General features: G+C 35.1%; 16 protein-coding genes and 3 tRNA genes. 9 read left to right on the top strand and 10 right to left on the bottom strand.

Features of this window, described 5'->3' with window-relative positions:
- Window positions 1-119 precede the first annotated feature (119 nt).
- Window positions 120-488: a S4 domain-containing protein YaaA gene (gene yaaA, locus HT720_RS04990; protein WP_000455897.1), complete on the top strand. Its 369-nt coding sequence runs from the start codon at window positions 120-122 to the stop codon at window positions 486-488.
- A gap of 2 nt (window positions 489-490) precedes the next feature.
- Window positions 491-1582: a DNA replication/repair protein RecF gene (gene recF, locus HT720_RS04985; protein WP_173274892.1), complete on the top strand. Its 1092-nt coding sequence runs from the start codon at window positions 491-493 to the stop codon at window positions 1580-1582.
- Between the two features lie 57 nt (window positions 1583-1639).
- On the opposite strand, the gene guaB is transcribed toward recF, so the two are convergent.
- Window positions 1640-3118 carry an IMP dehydrogenase gene (gene guaB / locus HT720_RS04980; RefSeq protein ID WP_173274891.1) on the bottom strand — a complete coding sequence of 493 codons (1479 nt, stop codon included), beginning with the start codon at window positions 3116-3118 and terminating at the stop codon, window positions 1640-1642.
- A 151-nt stretch (window positions 3119-3269) separates the two neighbouring features.
- Complete coding sequence (gene trpS / locus HT720_RS04975; protein WP_000165458.1) at window positions 3270-4295, bottom strand: tryptophan--tRNA ligase; 1026 nt, start codon at window positions 4293-4295, stop codon at window positions 3270-3272.
- A gap of 206 nt (window positions 4296-4501) precedes the next feature.
- Here trpS and HT720_RS04970 point away from each other — a divergent pair, with 206 nt between their 5' ends.
- Together HT720_RS04970 and HT720_RS04965 are read left to right on the top strand one after the other, a co-directional pair.
- The gene (locus HT720_RS04970) at window positions 4502-6124 is read left to right on the top strand and encodes an ATP-binding cassette domain-containing protein (RefSeq protein WP_000958774.1); all 1623 of its coding nucleotides are present in this window, start codon (window positions 4502-4504) and stop codon (window positions 6122-6124) included.
- Between the two features lie 61 nt (window positions 6125-6185).
- Complete coding sequence (locus tag HT720_RS04965; RefSeq protein WP_173274890.1) at window positions 6186-8729, top strand: YfhO family protein; 2544 nt, start codon at window positions 6186-6188, stop codon at window positions 8727-8729.
- A 26-nt stretch (window positions 8730-8755) separates the two neighbouring features.
- On the opposite strand, the gene HT720_RS04960 is transcribed toward HT720_RS04965, so the two are convergent.
- Window positions 8756-11398 (bottom strand): YhgE/Pip domain-containing protein, encoded by a 2643-nt coding sequence (locus tag HT720_RS04960; RefSeq protein WP_173274889.1) that lies wholly within the window; start codon window positions 11396-11398, stop codon window positions 8756-8758.
- 127 nt (window positions 11399-11525) lie between these two features.
- Between HT720_RS04960 and HT720_RS04955 the strand changes: the two genes are divergently transcribed.
- Window positions 11526-12068 carry a TetR-like C-terminal domain-containing protein gene (locus tag HT720_RS04955; RefSeq protein ID WP_119941849.1) on the top strand — a complete coding sequence of 181 codons (543 nt, stop codon included), beginning with the start codon at window positions 11526-11528 and terminating at the stop codon, window positions 12066-12068.
- A gap of 40 nt (window positions 12069-12108) precedes the next feature.
- On the opposite strand, the gene HT720_RS04950 is transcribed toward HT720_RS04955, so the two are convergent.
- The 7 genes from HT720_RS04950 to rlmH all read right to left on the bottom strand — a co-directional run bounded on the left by HT720_RS04950 (window position 12109) and on the right by rlmH (window position 15293).
- Window positions 12109-12182, bottom strand: a tRNA-Asn gene (locus HT720_RS04950).
- 5 nt (window positions 12183-12187) lie between these two features.
- Window positions 12188-12259 (bottom strand) — tRNA-Glu (locus tag HT720_RS04945).
- Between the two features lie 51 nt (window positions 12260-12310).
- Window positions 12311-13063: a competence system response regulator transcription factor ComE gene (comE, locus tag HT720_RS04940; RefSeq protein WP_000866069.1), complete on the bottom strand. Its 753-nt coding sequence runs from the start codon at window positions 13061-13063 to the stop codon at window positions 12311-12313.
- Complete coding sequence (gene comD / locus HT720_RS04935) at window positions 13060-14385, bottom strand: competence system sensor histidine kinase ComD (RefSeq protein WP_173274888.1); 1326 nt, start codon at window positions 14383-14385, stop codon at window positions 13060-13062. The genes comE and comD overlap by 4 nt, the downstream gene beginning before the upstream one ends.
- Window positions 14386-14405: 20 nt before the next feature.
- A complete protein-coding gene (gene comC, locus HT720_RS04930; protein ID WP_173212972.1) occupies window positions 14406-14531 on the bottom strand; it encodes a competence-stimulating peptide ComC in 126 nt (41 codons plus the stop codon).
- 165 nt (window positions 14532-14696) lie between these two features.
- Window positions 14697-14770 (bottom strand) — tRNA-Arg (locus HT720_RS04925).
- 43 nt (window positions 14771-14813) lie between these two features.
- Window positions 14814-15293, bottom strand: coding sequence for a 23S rRNA (pseudouridine(1915)-N(3))-methyltransferase RlmH (gene rlmH / locus HT720_RS04920; RefSeq protein WP_173274887.1), 480 nt, complete (start codon window positions 15291-15293; stop codon window positions 14814-14816).
- 182 nt (window positions 15294-15475) lie between these two features.
- Between rlmH and HT720_RS04915 the strand changes: the two genes are divergently transcribed.
- The 4 genes from HT720_RS04915 (at window position 15476) to dnaN (ending at window position 20342) form a co-directional block, all read left to right on the top strand.
- Window positions 15476-16657 carry a S1C family serine protease gene (locus tag HT720_RS04915; RefSeq protein ID WP_000681584.1) on the top strand — a complete coding sequence of 394 codons (1182 nt, stop codon included), beginning with the start codon at window positions 15476-15478 and terminating at the stop codon, window positions 16655-16657.
- 57 nt (window positions 16658-16714) lie between these two features.
- The gene (locus tag HT720_RS04910; protein WP_173274886.1) at window positions 16715-17473 is read left to right on the top strand and encodes a ParB/RepB/Spo0J family partition protein; all 759 of its coding nucleotides are present in this window, start codon (window positions 16715-16717) and stop codon (window positions 17471-17473) included.
- Window positions 17474-17685: 212 nt separating this feature from the next.
- Window positions 17686-19047 (top strand): chromosomal replication initiator protein DnaA, encoded by a 1362-nt coding sequence (gene dnaA, locus HT720_RS04905; RefSeq protein ID WP_023944973.1) that lies wholly within the window; start codon window positions 17686-17688, stop codon window positions 19045-19047.
- 158 nt (window positions 19048-19205) lie between these two features.
- Entirely contained in the window at window positions 19206-20342 is a 1137-nt protein-coding gene (gene dnaN, locus HT720_RS04900; protein WP_050209154.1) for a DNA polymerase III subunit beta, read from the top strand.
- Window positions 20343-20388 lie beyond the last annotated feature (46 nt).

Below are 20388 nucleotides of genomic sequence, written 5' to 3'. Positions count from 1 at the left end.
AAACCTGAAATTTTCTTGTTCTCTGTAACACTTTTGAAATAAAAATCGCTTACATTTTTCCCTATTTCTCTCACTATTTTTAGGAAAATATGGTATAATACCAAAGATTGAGGTGAATTATGGAATACAAATTATTTGAAGAATTTATTACCCTCCAAGCACTACTCAAAGAACTTGGAATTACACATAGCGGAGGAGCTATCAAATCCTTTCTCTCTGAACATTCTGTTTACTTTAATGGGGAATTAGAGAGTCGTCGTGGTAAAAAACTTCGTATTGGTGATAAAGTTGACATCCCTGACATGAATATTGACATCTTGTTGACACAACCTACTTCTGAAGAACAAGATGAATACCAAGCTGATAAAGTTGAAAAAGAACGAATCGCTAAACTTGTTAAAGAAATGAATAAAGGAGTAAAAAAAGACAAATCAAAACCTACTTCATCACCCAAAAGCAAACAAGCTCCGCGATTCCCTGGTAGATAATCATGTGGCTACAACACCTATCTCTCAAAACTTTTCGTAACTACAAAGAGACAAAAATAGACTTTAATCCTAAATTAAATGTCTTTTTAGGACGTAATGCACAAGGAAAAACAAATATGTTAGAGGCTATCTATTTTTTAGCCTTAACACGTAGTCATCGAACTCGAACCGATAAAAATCTCATTCATTTTGATGAGGAACAACTTCATCTTTCAGGTCTTGTTCAGAAAAAAACGGGATCTATTCCTCTCGAAATCGAACTAACACAAAAAGGTCGTGTGACAAAAGTTAATCACTTAAAACAGGCACGCCTTTCAGATTATGTAGGACACATGAATGTTGTCTTATTTGCTCCTGAAGATTTACAACTAATTAAAGGAGCACCTTCAGTTCGACGAAAATTCATTGATATGGAGCTTGGACAAATTAAGCCCATCTATTTATCAGATTTAACCAATTATAACCATATTCTTAAGCAAAGAAACACTTATCTAAAATCAGCTCAAACAATAGATGAAACCTTCCTTTCAGTACTAGATGATCAGCTAGTTGATTATGGATGTCGTGTAATGAATCACCGCTTAGATTTCATAAAAAAACTAGAACATTTTGGCCGTAAGAAACATATTGAACTCTCTAATCAGATTGAAGAGCTGTCAATATCCTATCAATCTTCTGTAAAGCCAACTGACAAAGAAGACTTATCAGAATCTTTCAAAATTGCCTTAGAAAAAAGTAGGTCCAGAGATTTATTTAAAAAGAATACTGGTGTCGGTCCTCATCGAGATGACATTTCTTTTTATATAAATGGGATGGATGCTAGTTTCGGAAGTCAAGGTCAACATCGTAGTCTCGTCCTCTCGATAAAATTAGCAGAAATCGAATTAATGGAAAGCATTACTACAGAATCTCCAATATTACTGCTTGACGATGTGATGAGCGAACTTGACAACACTAGACAACTAAAATTATTAGAAACGATTTCTCATTCAATCCAAACCTTTATCACAACAACAAGCTTAGATCATCTTCAAAATCTGCCAGAAAATCTAAGTATCTTTACTATTCAGGATGGTAAAGTTGGTGTAAACTAAAATTGACAACATCGTAAAAGAACTCCTATTTTCACGGGAGTTCTTTTCATTGTTTTTTTACATAGAATAATTTGGTGCCTCATTAGTAATTTGCACATCATGAGGATGGCTTTCTTTCAAACCAGCACCAGACATTTCAATAAATTGAGCATTATCATGTAGTTCTTTAAGGTTAGCCGCACCACAGTAACCCATACCAGATCGGATACCGCCAATCATTTGGAAGACAATATCAGCTGCCGCACCTTTATAAGCAACACGACCTTCAATTCCTTCTGGAACGAGTTTGTTTGCTTCATTAACAGAACCTTGGAAGTAACGATCGCTTGAACCTTTCTTCATAGCAGCGATTGATCCCATACCACGGTAAGTCTTGAACTTACGTCCTTGGAAGATTTCAGTTTCACCTGGTGCTTCGTCTGTTCCAGCAAACATTGATCCAAGCATAACAGCATTTCCACCAGCCGCAAGTGCTTTTACAATATCTCCAGAATACTTGATTCCACCGTCAGCAATAATCGTTTTTCCATATTCACGCGCAACGGCTGCAGCATCATAGATAGCTGTTACTTGTGGAACACCAACACCAGCAATTACTCGAGTAGTACAGATAGAACCTGGTCCAATACCAACCTTGACAACATCTACACCTGCTTCATAAAGGGCACGTGCACCTTCAGCAGTTGCAATATTTCCAGCAATCAAAGTACGATCTGGGAAGTGAGCACGAATCTCAGCAATTTTACGCAAGACACCTGCAGAATGACCATGTGCAGTATCAATAACAATCGCATCCGCCCCTGCCTCAAAAAGCGCCTCTGCACGTTCAAAGGTATCTGAAGTAACACCTACTGCACCTGCAACTAGTAGACGACCAAACTCATCTTTAGCAGCATTTGGAAACTCAATAACCTTTTCAATATCTTTGATAGTAATCAAACCAGAAAGACGACCTTCTTCATCTATCAACGGAAGCTTTTCAATACGGTGTTCTTGAAGAATGCTCTCAGCTATTGCAAGATCTGTACCCACAGGAGCAGTCACAAGATTTTCACTAGTCATATGGTTTGAAATTGGTTGATTATAATCTGAAATAAAACGAAGATCTCGGTTTGTCAAAATACCAACCAATTTACGATTTTCAAGTGTTTCAACAACTGGAACACCACTGATGCGGTAACGACCCATAAGCTCATCTGCTTCAGCAATTGTATGTTCAGGCGTCAAGAAGAACGGATCAATAATAACCCCATTTTCAGAACGTTTTACCTTACGAACCTCGTCTGCTTGTTGAGCAATTGACATGTTTTTATGGATAACTCCGAGACCGCCTGCACGAGCAATAGCAATGGCCATTTGACTCTCTGTAACTGTGTCCATGGCAGCGGTAATAATTGGGATATTTAAAGTCAGATTATCTGCCAATTTAGTTGTTAAATCTGCATCGTTAGGCAACACATGACTTTCAGCTGGAATAAGCAATACATCATCAAAGGTAAAACCTTTTTTCAAAAATTTAGTGTCCCAATTAGACATTCGAAGTTTCCTCTTTTCTTTCTTTTTGAGCTTGACTCTTTTTATATTGTATCTATCATACCATTCTATAAAAATTTGTCAAATGTTACAGGGGTAAATAAAAAACTATCTTTTCTTCGAGATAGAAATGATAGTTTCTTGTAAAATAAACTTAGTTAAAGTAATGGAGTCCCATTGCTCCTTTAACCTCAGATAGGGTTTGACCTGCAACTTCACGCGCTCTTTCACTACCTTTTTGAAGCATATTATAAACTTCTCCCATATCCTTAGCAAATTCGATACGGCGCTCACGAATAGGACCCAGTTCACGTTCTAGTATTTCAAGTAGATAACGCTTGGTCTTCACATCACCAAGACCACCTCGTTGATAGTGTTCTTTCATTTCAGCAATTTCTTGAGCATCTTCTGGGCGACCAAAAACATCTAAATAATGGAAAACCATATTTCCTTCAATTTTACCTGGATCTTCCACTCGGATATGATCTGGATCTGTATACATACTCATTACTTTTTTACGCAAAGTATCCGCATCATCAGCTAAATAAATACCATTATTAAGGGATTTAGACATTTTAGCATTTCCATCTAAACCAGGCAAACGACCTGCTCTTTCATTTTCTGGATAAATACCTTCCGGTTCTACCAAGACATCACAGTTATATGCATTGTTAAAAGAACGAACAATCTCGCGAGTTTGCTCAATCATTGGTTTCTGATCTGTCCCAACAGGAACATAATTAGCCTTGAAAGCTGTGATGTCAGCTGCTTGAGCTATTGGATAGACCAAGAATCCTGTCGGAATACTTTCTCCAAAGCCTTTCTGAGCAATTTCTGTCTTGACAGTTGGATTACGCTCCAGACGTGCTAATGAAACCAGATTCATATAATACATAGACAACTCAGCCAACTCTGGAATCTGGCTTTGAATAAAGATAGTTGATTTACTTGGATCCAATCCAACTGCAAGATAATCCAAAGCCACATTTCCGATAGACTCTACAATAGTTTGAGGATCTTTGGCATGATCTGTCAAGGCTTGTTGGTCAGCCAAGAACACAAACATATCATACTTATCCTCTTCCTGTAATAATACTCGATTTTTGAGACTTCCAACATAATGTCCAATATGCAATTTACCTGTTGGACGGTCTCCTGTTAAAATAATGGGTTTAGTCATTTTGTTCTCCTTCGATATAGTCCCTTCAATTATAGCATTTTTTTTAATGAAATAACCGTAATTTATCAAAATAAATCAGTCTTGCTATTTACAGATTTGCGTAAAGGATACTGTAAATGTAATTTACACAAAATTGACAGATAAAAATTTGAATATTTCCGTATTTTCTAGTAGAATAAATATATTACACATATAGGAGAAAAACATTGCTTACAGTATCTGATGTTTCACTACGTTTTAGTGATCGCAAACTTTTTGATGATGTCAATATCAAATTTACAGAAGGAAATACTTATGGATTAATCGGTGCTAATGGTGCCGGAAAATCAACCTTTTTAAAAATTTTAGCTGGAGATATCGAACCTACTACTGGTCACATCTCTCTTGGTCCAGATGAACGTCTCTCTGTTCTTCGTCAAAATCACTTTGACTATGAAGACGAACGTGCCATTGATGTCGTTATCATGGGAAATGAAAAACTTTATAGCATCATGAAAGAGAAAGATGCTATCTACATGAAGGAAGATTTCTCAGACGAGGACGGGGTTCGTGCTGCCGAACTCGAAGGAGAGTTTGCTGAGCTTGGAGGCTGGGAAGCAGAAAGCGAAGCCTCTCAACTCCTTCAAAACCTAAACATTCCAGAAGAATTACACTACCAAAACATGAGCGAATTGGCCAACGGTGAGAAAGTAAAGGTTCTCCTTGCCAAAGCACTTTTTGGTAAACCAGATGTTCTTCTCTTGGACGAGCCTACCAACGGTTTAGACATCCAATCAATTACATGGTTAGAAGACTTCTTGATTGACTTTGATAACACAGTTATCGTAGTATCCCACGACCGTCACTTCTTAAACAAAGTATGTACTCACATGGCCGACCTTGACTTCGGAAAAATCAAACTCTATGTCGGAAACTATGACTTCTGGAAGGAATCTTCTGAACTCGCTGCTAAATTGCTAGCAGACCGTAATGCCAAAGCAGAAGAAAAAATTAAACAATTGCAAGAGTTCGTTGCTCGTTTCTCTGCTAATGCTTCTAAATCAAGACAAGCAACATCACGTAAGAAAATGCTTGATAAGATTGAACTTGAAGAAATTGTACCATCTAGTCGTAAATATCCATTTATCAACTTTAAAGCGGAGCGTGAGATTGGTAATGATCTCTTGACAGTAGAAAATCTAACTGTAAAGATTGATGGTGAGACTATTTTAGATAATATCAGCTTTATTTTGCGTCCAGGTGATAAAACAGCGCTTATTGGACAAAATGATATCCAAACGACTGCATTGATTCGTGCAATCATGGGAGACATTGACTATGAAGGAACTGTCAAGTGGGGAGTTACTACTAGCCGTTCTTACTTGCCAAAAGATAACTCGGCCGATTTTGCAGGGGGAGAGTCAATCCTTGACTGGTTGCGTCAATTCGCAAGTAAAGAAGAAGATGACAATACTTTCCTACGTGGCTTCCTTGGCCGTATGCTCTTCTCTGGAGATGAGGTTAACAAACCTGTCAACGTCTTGTCAGGGGGAGAAAAAGTTCGTGTCATGCTTTCAAAACTCATGCTCTTAAAATCAAATGTCCTTGTCCTCGATGATCCAACAAATCACTTGGACTTGGAATCTATCTCAAGCTTGAATGATGGATTGAAAAACTTTAAAGAATCAATCATCTTTGCCAGCCATGACCACGAGTTTATTCAAACTTTGGCTAACCATATCATTGTCTTGTCTAAAAATGGCGTCATCGACCGTATCGATGAAACCTACGATGAATTCCTAGAAAATGCAGAAGTACAAGCAAAAGTTAAAGAACTTTGGAAAGACTAAATAAAACTTCAAAACTCAGTTGGGTTAACCAGCTGAGTTTTCTAACATTTTATGAGGTAACATGAAATTATTTTTTAAAACATATTGGACCTATTTTGTTTCTTTCATCATTCCCATAATCATTATGATAGGAGTATACCTATCTCAAGGTATCTACTGGAATAGCGACAACTCTCCTCTATTAGGAGATGGTTTTCATCAATACGTTATTTTTGATGTAGCTTTACGAAATATCCTACATGGAAATGGTAGTCTGTTTTACACCTTTACAAGTGGCCTCGGATTAAATTTCTATGCCCTATCTAGTTATTACTTGGGAAGTTTCCTTTCACCTCTAGTTTACTTTTTTGATCTAATGAATATGCCAGATACTGTCTATCTGACAACTCTCTTAAAATTTGGATTGATTGGACTGTCAACTTACTTTAGTTTAAATAAATTATTTCAATCGATTCCTAAGCCTTTAAAACTAGCTTTATCTACTTCCTATGCTCTGATGAGTTTCACTGTCAGTCAATTAGAGATAAAAACCTGGCTAGATGTTTTTATCTTGATTCCTTTAATTATAACTGGTTTACATCTGCTGATAACTGAAAAGAAATTCCTATTGTACTTTACAAGTCTGTCAATTTTGTTTATTCAAAATTATTATTTTGGATATATGACAGTATTGTTTCTTATTTTCTGGTATCTCTGTCAAATTTCGTGGGACTTTAAGACTCGAAAATCATCTGTTCTTGATTTCATAGTTATCTCCTTTTTAGCTGGTATGGCTAGTTTGATTCTGACTCTTCCTACTCTGTTTGATTTACAGACACATGGGGAAAAATTGACTGAAGTTACAAAGTTTCAAACTGAAAGTAGCTGGTATCTTGATCTCTTTGCTAAGCAATTCATCGGTTCCTTTGATACAACAAAGTATGGGGCTATTCCAATGATTTTTGTAGGACTACTTCCCTTTATTTTGACCATTTTATTTTTTACGCTGAAATCCATTAAGTTTCACGTGAAACTTATCTATGCAATCTTCTTTGAATTTCTAATTGCTAGCTTTTATATAGAAGCTCTTGATTTATTTTGGCAAGGCATGCATACTCCAAACATGTTTTTACATCGCTATGCTTGGATTTTCTCTACCTTGTTAATTTACACAGCAGCGGAAGTCTTAAATCGTCTGAAAGAAATTAAAATCTGGAATTTTTTAGTTTCGCTTTTTCTTATAGTAACAGGATTTTTAGCTACCATATATCTAAAATCACATTATTCTTTTTTAACAGATTTGAATATTCTGCTTACTCTTGAATTTTTGGTTGTCTATTCGCTTTTACTCCTTGCAGTTATCAAAAAGTTTATCTCTGTAAATCTATTTGCCATTCTAATCTCTTTATTTATAATGGTTGAAATGAGTTTAAATGCTTCATCTCAAATAGACGGAATTGCTAAAGAATGGGGTTTTGCTTCTCGAAGTTCATATAATCGAGATATCCCAGCTATGGAATCTTTCTCAACATATATTGGAAATCAATTTACTCGTAGTGAGAAACTAGAAACTCAAACAGGAAATGACAGTATGAAATTCAACTACAATGGAATCTCTCAATTTTCATCTGTTCGAAATCGTTCAGCAAGCTCTACTTTGGATAAACTTGGGTTTAAATCCTCTGGGACTAATCTCAATCTACGCTATGCAAATAATAGTATTTTGGCTGATAGTTTATTTGGCATCCAGTACAATATCTCAGAAAACCCTATTGATAAGTATGGTTTCCAAGATGTATATCAAAAAGATAATCTTACCCTATATGAAAATCAATACTCCCTTCCGATTGCATTTGCTAGTCAATCTGTTTACAATGATGTCAAGTTCAATGAACACACTTTGGATAATCAGGCCTCGTTTTTAAATCAACTTGCTAACGTCGATTTTGATTATTTTTCTCCAATCCCCTATGAAAAAACTGAAAATACTAATGATTTGACTAGTGTCACAAGTTCTTCAAATGAGGATGCATCAATACAGTATCAAATTGAAGTGCCAGAAAACAGCCAAGTTTATCTTTCTTTCACAAACCTTCACTTTTCTAATGACAAACAAAAGAAGGTTGACATCCTTGTCAATGGAAAAAAGAAAACTTTTACAACTGATAATGTCTTCTCCTTCTTTAATCTAGGCTATACAAAAGATACAAAAACTTTTAATATTCATGTTAGTTTCCCTGGAAATTCACAAGTATCATTTGAATCTCCTACCTTCTACCGTTTAGATACCCAAACTTTAACTGAGGCAATTCAAAAAATTAAAGAACAACCTGTCACAGTATCAACTTCTAAAAACAATGTTTTTGCTACATATGATGTCCAACAAGATACATCTATTTTTTTCACTATTCCTTATGACAAAGGTTGGTCTGCCTACCAAGATGATAAGAAAATAGAAATAAAACAAGCTCAAACTGGCTTTATGAAAGTTGACGTTCCTAAGGGAAAAGGAACTATTACACTTTCCTTTATTCCCAATGGTTTTATTACTGGAGCAATCTGTTCCTTTACTTCTCTTTTACTATTTGGAATCTATAATCACAAACGAAAATCATCTAAGACATAAAAAAATCGACCAGTTGGTCGATTTTTTTAATCTTCTTCCATTTTCTTAGGTTGATAGGCTAGCATACCTAAACAAATAAATAGTACTAATATAACGGCAAGGAAAATAACTTGATGATGAATATTTCCTGTCATAGAGATTGTTTGTCGTAATCCCGAAACTGAATAACTCATTGGTAACCAGGGATTAATAGCTCTAAAGAAATCATTTGTCAAGGCAAGTGGATAAGTACCTGCACTTGATGCTAACTGTAATAAAAGCAAGATAAGAGAAAAGAAAGCTCCTATACGACTATTCCATGTTGTTAAAGCGGTCACCATGGACATGAATACTAAACTTGTTAGGATAATGAGAATAAATGTTCTCATCTCATGATTTGCAGTTAAACCAATAAGATGAACTCCTCCATATACCAAAATTCCTGCTAAAACAGCTATAATACCATTTATTTCTGCTCGAGATTTCAACCAAGCCCAACGGCTCTCTGGATGACGTCCTGAAGGCAACTTCGCAAAGATCATATTCGTTGATATTGCTGCAACAAAGAGAGCAACTGATATCATATAAGGAGCCATTGCAATTCCATTTACAGGAACTTGGTCATTGTCAGTTTTGGATAGACTGAGAGGATTTGACAAAATCTCTGCATTTTTAGATTCTGTTGATGCTGACTTGAGTTGATCACTAGCATTACCTAATCCTTGTCCCAAAGAAGCAACTCCTATCTGTAAACCTTCCAATCCAGAAGTTAACTTTGTTCCGCCTTCTGCTAGTTTCCCAGCTCCATCTGCCAATTTATTAGCTCCACTTTCTAATTGAGAAGCACCTGAAAGTAACTGACTGGATTTGTCAACTAGTTGGCTAGAGCCTGACTGCAATTTATCAACTCCTGCTATCAATTCTTGACTCTTTTGATTCAATTGGTTAGAGCCAGTTGATAATTTTTCAATCCCAGACACTAATTCTGGAGTTTTTTCAACTAATTGACCAACTCCTGCTGTCAAGTTAGAAGATTTTTGTGTCAAGGTGTTTGAGCCTGAAACTAGTTGATCCAAACTACCTGTCAAGGTGGCATTTTTTTCACTTAGTTGACTTGCGCCCTGAGAAACTTTATCAACACCTGTAGTATATGTATTTACACCTGATGCAATCGACTGACTAGCAGGAACTAATTTACTAGTAACAGCTCCTTGTATCTCTGTTAATCCACTTGACAATCCTGTCAAAGAAGTAGAAGCAAGCGGTAATACTTGATTAGCTTGATTTTTTAAAGTCGAAAGATTAGAAGATTGATTTTGTAAGTTTTCTAAACTTCCCTGTAAACCTTGTACTAAAGTTACAATTGACTGAGCAGATTGAATACTATCAGTTGAATTTTGAGATACAGAAGCACTTATCTCAGCTTGTTGCTCACTTGTCAATGATTGATAAGCTGCTGTCGATTGAATATTAGCTAATGTAGTCGCTTTATCAGACTGAGCACGTGCTAACATTTGATTAGAAAGAGATACTATACTTGATAAAACAGAATCTAATTGTTTTGTATCTCCAACATCAATATTTTGAATAGCTTGATTTAACTGATTCAAACCAGAAGATAATTGATTAATTTGATCTTTTTGCTCAGACGAAGCATCTAACTTGCTAGAAAGTTGTTGAATTCCTTCACTTAATTGCTCCACACCCATTCGAAGTGTAGCTGATTGATTAGATAACTGATTAGCACCTGTTGCAAGATTTCCCACACCATTTGTATAGTCACTAACACCAGATGAAAATTGATTAAGACCAGCATTAAGCTGAGAAACACCGCCAGTATAGGATTCTACACCAGTATATAACTGATTGATTCCTCTTACTAATTCAGGACTTTTAGAAGATAATTGACCTAATCCGCTATCTAATTGACTCACTGCACCAGTATATGTAACTAAACCACTATTAAAATTCCCTAAGCCAAGATGAAGTTGTTCGACACCAGAAACATAAGCAGATAATCCTTTAGTAAACTGCTCCGTTCCATTTGAAAAGGTTAAACTTGAAGCTGCTAAAGAGTGTAGGTTAGTAGTTAATGTTTGACTTCCTGTCACTAACTGATTCGCTCCATCAGTTAATTTTTCACTACCAGAAGCTGCTTGACTCATGCCATCCTTTAAATCAATCATTTTGTTAAATAAGGCTTTAGTATAGGTCTCAGTTACATTTGTAGAAACATTCTGCTTCAATTGTGTCATCGCAGAATCGCTCATCTTGCTGGCAATAAAGCTATGACCACTTGAAGTCTGATAATCAATTTGCATTTGCTCTGGATGATCCGTTAAAATAGAAGCTGCTTTTTCAGATAAATCACTGGGTAAAGTCACTACCATATAGTAATCTCCATCTTCCAATCCCTTCTTTCCTTCATCTTCATCCACGAAATGAAAATCCAAGGTTTTATTTTCTTTTAAATTGGACACCATGTCTTTTCCTATTGCCATAGTATTACCATTATAGGAAGCCTCTTTATCATTATTGACAACTGCCACAGGTAAGTCAGACAATTGACCATACGGATCCCACATTGAGGACAAAAATATAATATTGTACAGAGCTGGAATAAGAGAAATCCCTATCATGACAATAATAAAGGTTGGTTTTTTAAAAATTGCTTTCCATTCTTTAAACATAGTTTCTCCTTTTTTACACATATTGTCTAAAATTTTGATATAATAGATTATACATTAAAAAATCTAAATTACAAGATAAAAAATCTATTTTTAGACATATAGTCTAATTTGTTTATAAGGAGAAAATATGCAAGAAAGTAACAAACGCTTAAAAACAAAGCGAACTATTGAAAATGCTATGGTACAATTACTGATGGAACAGCCATTTGATCAAATTTCTACTGTAAAGTTAGCAGAAAAAGCCAGAATTAGTCGTTCCAGCTTCTATACTCACTATAAGGATAAGTATGATATGATTGAGCATTATCAAAGCAAGCTATTTCATACATTTGAATATATTTTTCAAAAACATGCTCATCACAAAAGAGACGCTATTTTAGAAGTCTTTGAATATTTGGAATCAGAACCACTTCTGGCTGCCCTTCTTTCTGAAAATGGAACCAAAGAAATCCAAAATTTCTTACGAAATAAACTTCATATCATGCTCAGTACAGATTTACAAAAGCGATTTATGCAACTGAATCTAAATACCACTGAATTAGAATATAGTAGCATCTATCTAACTCACGCACTTTTTGGTGTCTGCCAAACTTGGATTGCACATGGAAAAAAAGAAAGTCCTCAAGAAATAACAGACTTCCTCATGAAGATGCTTGGTGATACGAATTGATGCAAAAAAGGGAACAACACTATGTTCCCTTTTATCTATACTCCGCCAGTAGGACTCGAACCTACGACATCATGATTAACAGTCATGCGCTACTACCAACTGAGCTATGGCGGATAAAATAGTCCGTACGGGATTCGAACCCGTGTTACCGCCGTGAAAAGGCGGTGTCTTAACCCCTTGACCAACGGACCTTCTATCTGTAGCAGATATAACCATTATATCAATTTCTTACTAATTGTCAATCACTTTTGAGATTTTTTCTCTAAAATATCTTTCAATTTTCTAATTTTTAACCTTGAAATAGGACAGCGATGATCTTCATAGAAAACAACTTCTAGATTCTTTCGGTCAATTTCTCTAATATTGCCTATATTTACCAAAAATGACTTATGAGGAGAATAAAATCGCTGAGTATGTTTGTCCTTTTCCTGAATATCTGTCATGGTACCGTAAAACTCTTTGGCAAAATTCTTACCAATAATACGTAATTTATGAGAGACCCCTGTTGTTTCAATATACAAAATATCATGGTAAGGAATTTTTAAATCATTTCCCTTGTAATTGTAGTCGAAATAATCTACAACATCTTCATTTTCAAGTAACATACTTTTAGTATAGAAGATATTTTGCTCAATTCTCTTCTTAAACATCTCATCATTGATATCCTTATCAACAAAATCTAAGGCTGATACCTGGTATTTATAGGTTAGAGTCGCAAACTCTGATCGACTGGTGATAAAGACGATAATAGCGTAAGGATTGTAATGACGAATGAGCTGAGCCACTTCAAATCCCTTTTTCTCAATTCCATGAATATCAATATCTAGGAAATAAAGCTGATTTACTTCATCGTTCTCAATATATTCTTCAAATTCACGGACTTTTCCTGTTGTCTTGTATGATATTGGAATATTCGATTCTTTCGAAATTTCATCCAATATTCTCTCTAGTCTCACTTGATGTTCAATAACATCTTCTAAAATTAAAACTTTCATTCAAATTCCCTCTTAAATCTAATAATTTGTCTAAATGTACTGCCTTCCATCTCTGTTTCTAAAATAATATTGTTGTACTTATCTAGTAGTTCTTTCACATTATTTAATCCTACCCCGCGATTTCTTCCCTTAGTGGAGAATCCTAAAGCAAATAGATCTCCTGAAGGAGTCATCGTCATTTTACATGAATTCTGAATCACAATAACTGTTTCAGTTTCCATCTTAATAACTGCTACTTCCATCTGCTTTTTATAGCTATCAGCCGATCCTTCGACAGCATTGTTCAATAAAACGCTCATGATACGAACCAAATCCAATAGTTCAATTGGGAGCTTGGTAATCGTATCTTTTACTTCCAGTGTAAACTCTACACCATTATTTCGAGCATAGACAATAGACTGAGCAACCAAACTTCGTAAAGCTGAATCTTCTATGTTGTTCAAATCAAAGTAAGTGTACTTATCTGAACGCAATTTATGATTTGCTTTGACCAAAACTTCATTGTAAACTCTGTCAATTTCCTGTAAATCACCACTGTCAATTGCCATCTGCATACTGACAAGCATTCCAGCATAATCATGTCGAAAACCACGGATTTCATTATACAGTCCAACAATTTCATCTGTGTAGTTTTGTAAATGTTTCTGTTCAAATTTCTTCTGCTTCAAAGCAATCTCTTTTTCCATTTGTTCTTTATGCGAATTCATTGCAAAGAAGGTCAAAAGGAGAGAAATAAAGACAATAGATGACAAAATACTTCCAAAACTATTCAAATGTTTAATCGTACTTACCGTATCTGAAACGAAAGATACAATATGTAGCAGTAGTAAAGCAAAAAATACTTTTTTCAAGAAAAGATAAAGGTAATCTTTGTCAAAATAGTTCAGTTCCAAATGGAAGTAACGAATGATTGTTACGATAACGACATAGGTCAATACCGTTACAACGAAAAAGAATGGGTAATAATATTGTAAAACAAAATTGTCTCCTGTTATAGAGGAGAAAGTTACGGACAGAAAGTTATGAGTGCTCTCATATAAAAGAGATAGTAGTAAACTTAGAAATAGTCCTCTATCCCTCTCATACTGTTTCATCCATCGAAAATAGGAATATAAGCCCAAAGGAAGTAAAAATGTTGCAGTCCCTAACCCATCCAAATTTAGAAGATAAAAGGAAAGTTCAAGTACTACTTCTACTAGTAATGTATAAGCACCAAAAACGTATAGCTCTTTTCTATTTATTTGACCTTTACAAATTAAACGGTAACTTTGACTAATAATTAAAAAATGACCAATAACTGTCCCAAATCCAAGTAAATTCATTACTCTTTCTCCTTATTTCATTACTTTTTTCGTTGGAAAAGAAAATCAAGGAGGATGTCTGAAATCCTACTTTCTCCACCTTTAATATTTTGCAAGTCTTTTTCCTTCAAGGCTACAAACTGTTCCAATTTAACTGTGTTTTTCATAATAAAATCTCCTAAAATGTTTTTTTCTTGTAAGCTAACTTACAAAAACCATTATACAAAATGGAATTTCATTTTAGATAAAATTCTCTCAACTGTCATTTTTTTCTCCCCAAGTGTACTTTTTTAAGAAAAAAGCCGGGAAAATTCCCAGCTTTGCTACTATATTGATCCCAGCAGGATTCGAACCTGCGACCGTTCGCTTAGAAGGCGAATGCTCTATCCAGCTGAGCTATGAGACCTAACACAATTATTCTACCAAAAATTCAATTAAAAGTCAATTCTCTATTTATGATAGGGTGATCCCTGCTGAATCGTAAAAGCGCGATAGATTTGTTCAACAAGAACTAGTCTCATTAACTGATGGGGCAAGGTTAAACGGCCAAAGCTGACAGAAAGATTGGCTCTCTTTTTTACAGCTGATGATAATCCTAAACTCCCTCCAATGATAAATGTAAGAGTAGAAAATCCTTTTATAGAAGCTTCTTCTAACCGCTTACTAAATTCTTCTGAAGAAAGTGTTTTCCCCTCAATGGCTAACACAATAACAAAATCACGATCACCAACTTTTGATAAAATTCTCTGGCCTTCTATTTCTAAAATCTTTTGATTTTCTGACTCACTAGCCCTATCTGGTGTTTTTTCATCTGCCAGCTCAATCATTTCAAGCTTAGCAAATCGAGAAATTCGTTTTGAATACTCTGCGATGCCATCTTTTAAATACTTTTCTTTCAGTTTCCCAACTGTTACAACTTTAATTTTCATGACTCTATTCTAACATATTCTCTATTTTTTCACATCTTATTCACAAAATAAAAGGTTAATTTTAACCGAGAAAACCACAGATTTTTGGAAGTTATCCACAATCTGTGAAAAACTTTTGTGTTTAAGTTATAATTAAGCTAGTCAGTTTATACTTTCAGTAATTCAAAAATATGGAGGCAAATATGAAACATTTAAAAACATTTTACAAAAAAGGGTTTCAATTATTAGTCGTTATCGTCATTAGCTTTTTTAGTGGAGCCTTGGGTAGTTTTTCAATAGCTCAACTAACTCAAAAAAGTAGTGTAAGCAACTCTAACAACAATAGTACTATTACACAAACTGCCTATAAGAACGAAAATTCAACAACACAGGCTGTTAATAAAGTAAAAGATGCCGTTGTATCCGTTATTACTTATTCAGCAAATAGACAAAATAGCGTATTTGGCAATGATGAGACTGATACAGATTCTCAGCAAATCTCTAGTGAAGGATCTGGAGTTATTTATAAAAAGAATGATAAAGAAGCTTACATCGTCACCAACAATCACGTTATAAATGGCGCTAGCAAAGTAGATATTCGATTATCAGATGGGACTAAAGTACCTGGAGAAATTGTCGGAGCGGATACTTTCTCTGATATTGCTGTCGTCAAAATCTCTTCAGAAAAAGTGACAACAGTAGCTGAGTTTGGTGATTCTAGCAAGTTAACCGTAGGAGAAACTGCTATTGCTATTGGTAGCCCGTTAGGTTCTGAATATGCAAATACTGTTACTCAAGGTATCGTATCTAGTCTCAATCGAAATGTATCCTTAAAATCTGAAGATGGACAAGCCATTTCTACAAAAGCCATCCAAACTGATACTGCTATTAACCCAGGTAACTCTGGTGGCCCACTGATCAATATTCAAGGACAGGTTATCGGAATTACCTCAAGTAAAATTGCCACAAATGGAGGAACATCTGTAGAAGGCCTTGGTTTCGCAATTCCTGCAAATGATGCTATCAATATTATTGAACAGTTAGAAAAAAACGGAAAAGTGACGCGTCCAGCTTTGGGAATTCAGATGGTTAATTTATCTAATATAAGTACAAGTGACATCAGAAGACTCAATATTCCAAGTAATGTTACATCTGGCGTAGTTGTTCGTTCTGTACAAAGTAATATGCCTGCCAATGGTCACCTCGAAAAATACGATGTGATTACAAAAGTAGATGACAAAGAGATTGCTTCATCAACAGACTTACAAAGTGCTCTTTACAACCATTCTATCGGAGACACCATTAAGATAACCTACTATCGTAACGGGAAAGAAGAAACTACCTCTATCAAACTTGACAAGAGTTCAGGTGATTTAGAATCTTAATTGACATCTATGTAAAGAAAACTTTACATAAGAGAAAAGATGTGTTAGTGTAGAATCATGGAAAAATTTGAAATGATTTCTATCACGGATATACAAAAAAATCCCTATCAACCTCGAAAAGAATTTGATGGAGAAAAACTAGATGAACTAGCACAGTCTATCAAAGAAAATGGACTCATTCAACCGATTATTGTTCGTCAATCTCCTGTGATTGGTTATGAAATCCTTGCAGGAGAGAGACGCTATCGGGCTTCACTTTTAGCTGGTCTAAGGTCTATCCCAGCTGTTATTAAACAGCTTTCAGACCAAGAGATGATGATCCAGTCCATTATTGAAAATTTGCAGAGAGAAAATTTAAATCCTATAGAAGAAGCACGCGCCTATGAATCTCTCGTAGAGAAAGGATTTACCCATGCTGAAATTGCAGATAAAATGGGCAAGTCTCGTCCATATATCAGCAACTCCATTCGTTTGCTTTACTTGCCAGATGCTATCCTTTCAGAAGTAGAAAATGGCAAACTATCACAAGCACATGCTCGTTCGCTAGTTGGATTGAATAAGGAACAACAAGACTATTTCTTTCAACGGGTTATAGAAGAAGATATTTCTGTAAGGAAATTAGAAGCTCTTCTGACAGAGAAAAAACAAAAGAAACAGCAAAAAAATGATCATTTCATACAAAATGAAGAAGAACAGTTAAAAAAACTACTCGGATTAGATGTAGAAATTAAACTATCTAAAAAAGATAGTGGAAAAATCATTATTTCTTTTTCAAATCAAGAAGAATATAGTAGAATTATCAACAGCCTGAAATAAGGCTGTTCTTTTATTTTTTTATCTCACAAGGTTATCCACTATTTTTTTCGATAAAAAGCTTAATAAATCAATAGTTTCTGACTTTATCCCCAACCTGTGGATAAAACTTGATAACATTGTGGATTATTTTTCACAGCTTGTGGAAAATTCTTACTATCTATGGTAAAATAGGTCTAGTATTAAACTTTTAAATAGTAAAGGAGGAGAAAGGATTGAAAGAAAAACAATTTTGGAATCGTATATTAGAATTTGCTCAAGAAAGACTGACTCGATCCATGTATGATTTCTATGCTATTCAAGCTGAACTCATCAAGGTAGAGGAAAATGTTGCCACTATATTTTTACCACGATCTGAAATGGAAATGGTCTGGGAAAAACAACTAAAAGATATTATTGTAGTTGCTGGATTTGAAATTTATGATGCTGAGATTACTCCTCACTATATTTTCACTAAACCTCAAGATACGGCTATCTCACAAGTTGAAGAAGCTACAAATTCAACTCTTTATGACTATAGTCCAAAGTTAGCATCTATTCCTTATTCGGATACGGGATTAAAAGAAAAGTATACCTTTGATAATTTTATTCAAGGGGATGGAAATGTTTGGGCAGTATCAGCCGCTTTGGCTGTCTCTGAAGATTTGGCCTTGACCTATAATCCTCTTTTTATCTATGGAGGACCTGGGCTTGGTAAGACTCACCTGTTAAACGCTATTGGAAATGAAATTCTAAAAAATATTCCGAATGCGCGTGTTAAATACATACCCGCTGAAAGCTTTATTAATGACTTTCTTGATCACCTAAGACTTGGTGAAATGGAAAAGTTTAAAAAAACCTATCGTAGTCTTGATCTTTTGTTAATCGATGATATCCAGTCACTCAGTGGAAAAAAAGTCGCAACTCAGGAAGAATTTTTCAATACCTTTAACGCCCTTCATGACAAGCAAAAACAGATTGTCCTAACCAGTGATCGTAGTCCAAAACATTTAGAAGGGCTCGAAGAAAGGCTTGTCACGCGCTTTAGTTGGGGATTGACACAAACTATCACACCCCCTGACTTTGAAACACGTATTGCCATTTTACAAAGTAAAACGGAACATTTAGGCTACAATTTCCAAAGTGATACTCTAGAATACCTAGCTGGGCAATTTGATTCAAATGTTCGAGATCTTGAGGGAGCTATCAACGACATCACTTTAATTGCCCGAGTAAAAAAAATCAAGGATATCACTATTGATATTGCTGCAGAAGCTATTAGAGCTCGCAAACAAGATGTTAGCCAAATGCTCGTCATCCCAATTGACAAAATCCAAAATGAAGTTGGTAACTTTTATGGTGTCAGCGTCAAAGAAATGAAAGGAAGTAGACGCCTTCAAAATATTGTGTTAGCCCGTCAAGTAGCCATGTATTTATCTAGAGAACTAACAGATAATAGTCTTCCAAAAATTGGGAAGGAATTTGGTGGTAAAGATCACACAACAGTTATTCATGCCCATGCTAAAATTAAATCTTTGATTGATGAAGACGATAATTTACGCTTAGAAATTGAATCAATCAAAAAGAAAATCAAATAACTTGTGGATAACTTTCGCTTTTTTATCTTTTTTATCCACATTTTTTAAACAAGCTAAAAAACTTGGTATGCCTTACTTTTAGTCTGTTTTCCACAGATTTCACAGACTCTATTATTACTATTATCCTTCTAATACTAAAAATAAATAAAGGAGAATCCATGATTCATTTTTCAATTAATAAAAATTTATTTCTACAAGCCTTAAATATTACTAAGAGAGCTATTAGCTCTAAAAATGCCATTCCTATTTTATCAACAGTCAAAATTGACGTGACCAATGAAGGTGTTACTTTAATTGGTTCAAATGGTCAGATTTCAATTGAAAATTTTATTTCTCAAAAAAATGAAGATGCTGGTTTGTTAATTACTTCTTTAGGTTCGATTCTTCTTGAAGCTTCTTTCTTCATCAATGTGATATCTAGTCTACCTGATGTAACTCTTGATTTTAAAGAAATTGAACAAAATCAAATTGTTTTAACCAGTGGCAAATCAGAAATTACCCTAAAAGGAAAAGATAGCGAACAGTACCCACGAATCCAAGAAATTTCAGCAAGCACTCCTTTGGTTCTTGAAACAAAATTACTCAAGAAAATTATCAATGAAACAGCTTTTGCTGCAAGTACACAAGAGAGTCGTCCAATTTTGACAGGTGTTCATTTTGTATTGAGTCAACACAAAGAGTTAAAAACAGTGGCAACAGACTCTCATCGTCTAAGCCAGAAAAAATTGACTCTTGAAAAAAATAGTGATGATTTTGATGTTGTCATTCCGAGCCGTTCTCTACGCGAATTTTCAGCGGTATTTACAGATGATATTGAAACTGTAGAGATTTTCTTTGCCAATAACCAAATCCTCTTTAGAAGCGAAAATATTAGCTTCTATACTCGTCTCCTAGAAGGAAACTATCCTGATACAGATCGCTTGATTCCAACAGACTTTAACACTACTATTACTTTTGATGTGGTAAACTTACGCCAGTCAATGGAGCGTGCTCGTCTTTTATCAAGTGCGACTCAAAATGGTACTGTGAAACTTGAAATTAAAGATGGGATTGTTAGCGCCCATGTTCACTCTCCAGAGGTTGGTAAAGTAAACGAAGAAATCGATACTGATCAGGTTACAGGTGAAGATTTGACCATTAGTTTCAACCCAACTTACTTGATTGATTCTCTTAAAGCTTTAAATAGCGAAAAGGTGACCATTAGCTTTATCTCAGCTGTTCGTCCATTTACTCTTGTGCCAGCAGATACTGACGAGGACTTCATGCAACTTATCACACCAGTTCGTACAAATTAAGTGAAAGAGGTTGAGCCTGGCTCGCCTCTTTTATGATATAATCGAA

Origin of the sequence: Streptococcus sp. 68 (genome assembly GCF_013277415.1) — a bacterium.
Classification (GTDB): Bacteria; Bacillota; Bacilli; order Lactobacillales; family Streptococcaceae; genus Streptococcus.
This window is presented reverse-complemented; position numbering and strand designations above follow the sequence as displayed.

Coding starts and splice junctions, on each gene's coding strand:
- yaaA (WP_000455897.1), top strand. CDS start 120: ATGGAATACAAATTATTTGAAGAATTTATTACCCTCCAAGCACTACTC.
- recF (WP_173274892.1), top strand. CDS start 491: ATGTGGCTACAACACCTATCTCTCAAAACTTTTCGTAACTACAAAGAG.
- guaB (WP_173274891.1), bottom strand. CDS start 3,118: ATGTCTAATTGGGACACTAAATTTTTGAAAAAAGGTTTTACCTTTGAT.
- trpS (WP_000165458.1), bottom strand. CDS start 4,295: ATGACTAAACCCATTATTTTAACAGGAGACCGTCCAACAGGTAAATTG.
- HT720_RS04965 (WP_173274890.1), top strand. CDS start 6,186: ATGAAATTATTTTTTAAAACATATTGGACCTATTTTGTTTCTTTCATC.
- HT720_RS04960 (WP_173274889.1), bottom strand. CDS start 11,398: ATGTTTAAAGAATGGAAAGCAATTTTTAAAAAACCAACCTTTATTATT.
- HT720_RS04955 (WP_119941849.1), top strand. CDS start 11,526: ATGCAAGAAAGTAACAAACGCTTAAAAACAAAGCGAACTATTGAAAAT.
- comE (WP_000866069.1), bottom strand. CDS start 13,063: ATGAAAGTTTTAATTTTAGAAGATGTTATTGAACATCAAGTGAGACTA.
- comD (WP_173274888.1), bottom strand. CDS start 14,385: ATGAATTTACTTGGATTTGGGACAGTTATTGGTCATTTTTTAATTATT.
- comC (WP_173212972.1), bottom strand. CDS start 14,531: ATGAAAAACACAGTTAAATTGGAACAGTTTGTAGCCTTGAAGGAAAAA.
- rlmH (WP_173274887.1), bottom strand. CDS start 15,293: ATGAAAATTAAAGTTGTAACAGTTGGGAAACTGAAAGAAAAGTATTTA.
- HT720_RS04915 (WP_000681584.1), top strand. CDS start 15,476: ATGAAACATTTAAAAACATTTTACAAAAAAGGGTTTCAATTATTAGTC.
- HT720_RS04910 (WP_173274886.1), top strand. CDS start 16,715: ATGGAAAAATTTGAAATGATTTCTATCACGGATATACAAAAAAATCCC.
- dnaN (WP_050209154.1), top strand. CDS start 19,206: ATGATTCATTTTTCAATTAATAAAAATTTATTTCTACAAGCCTTAAAT.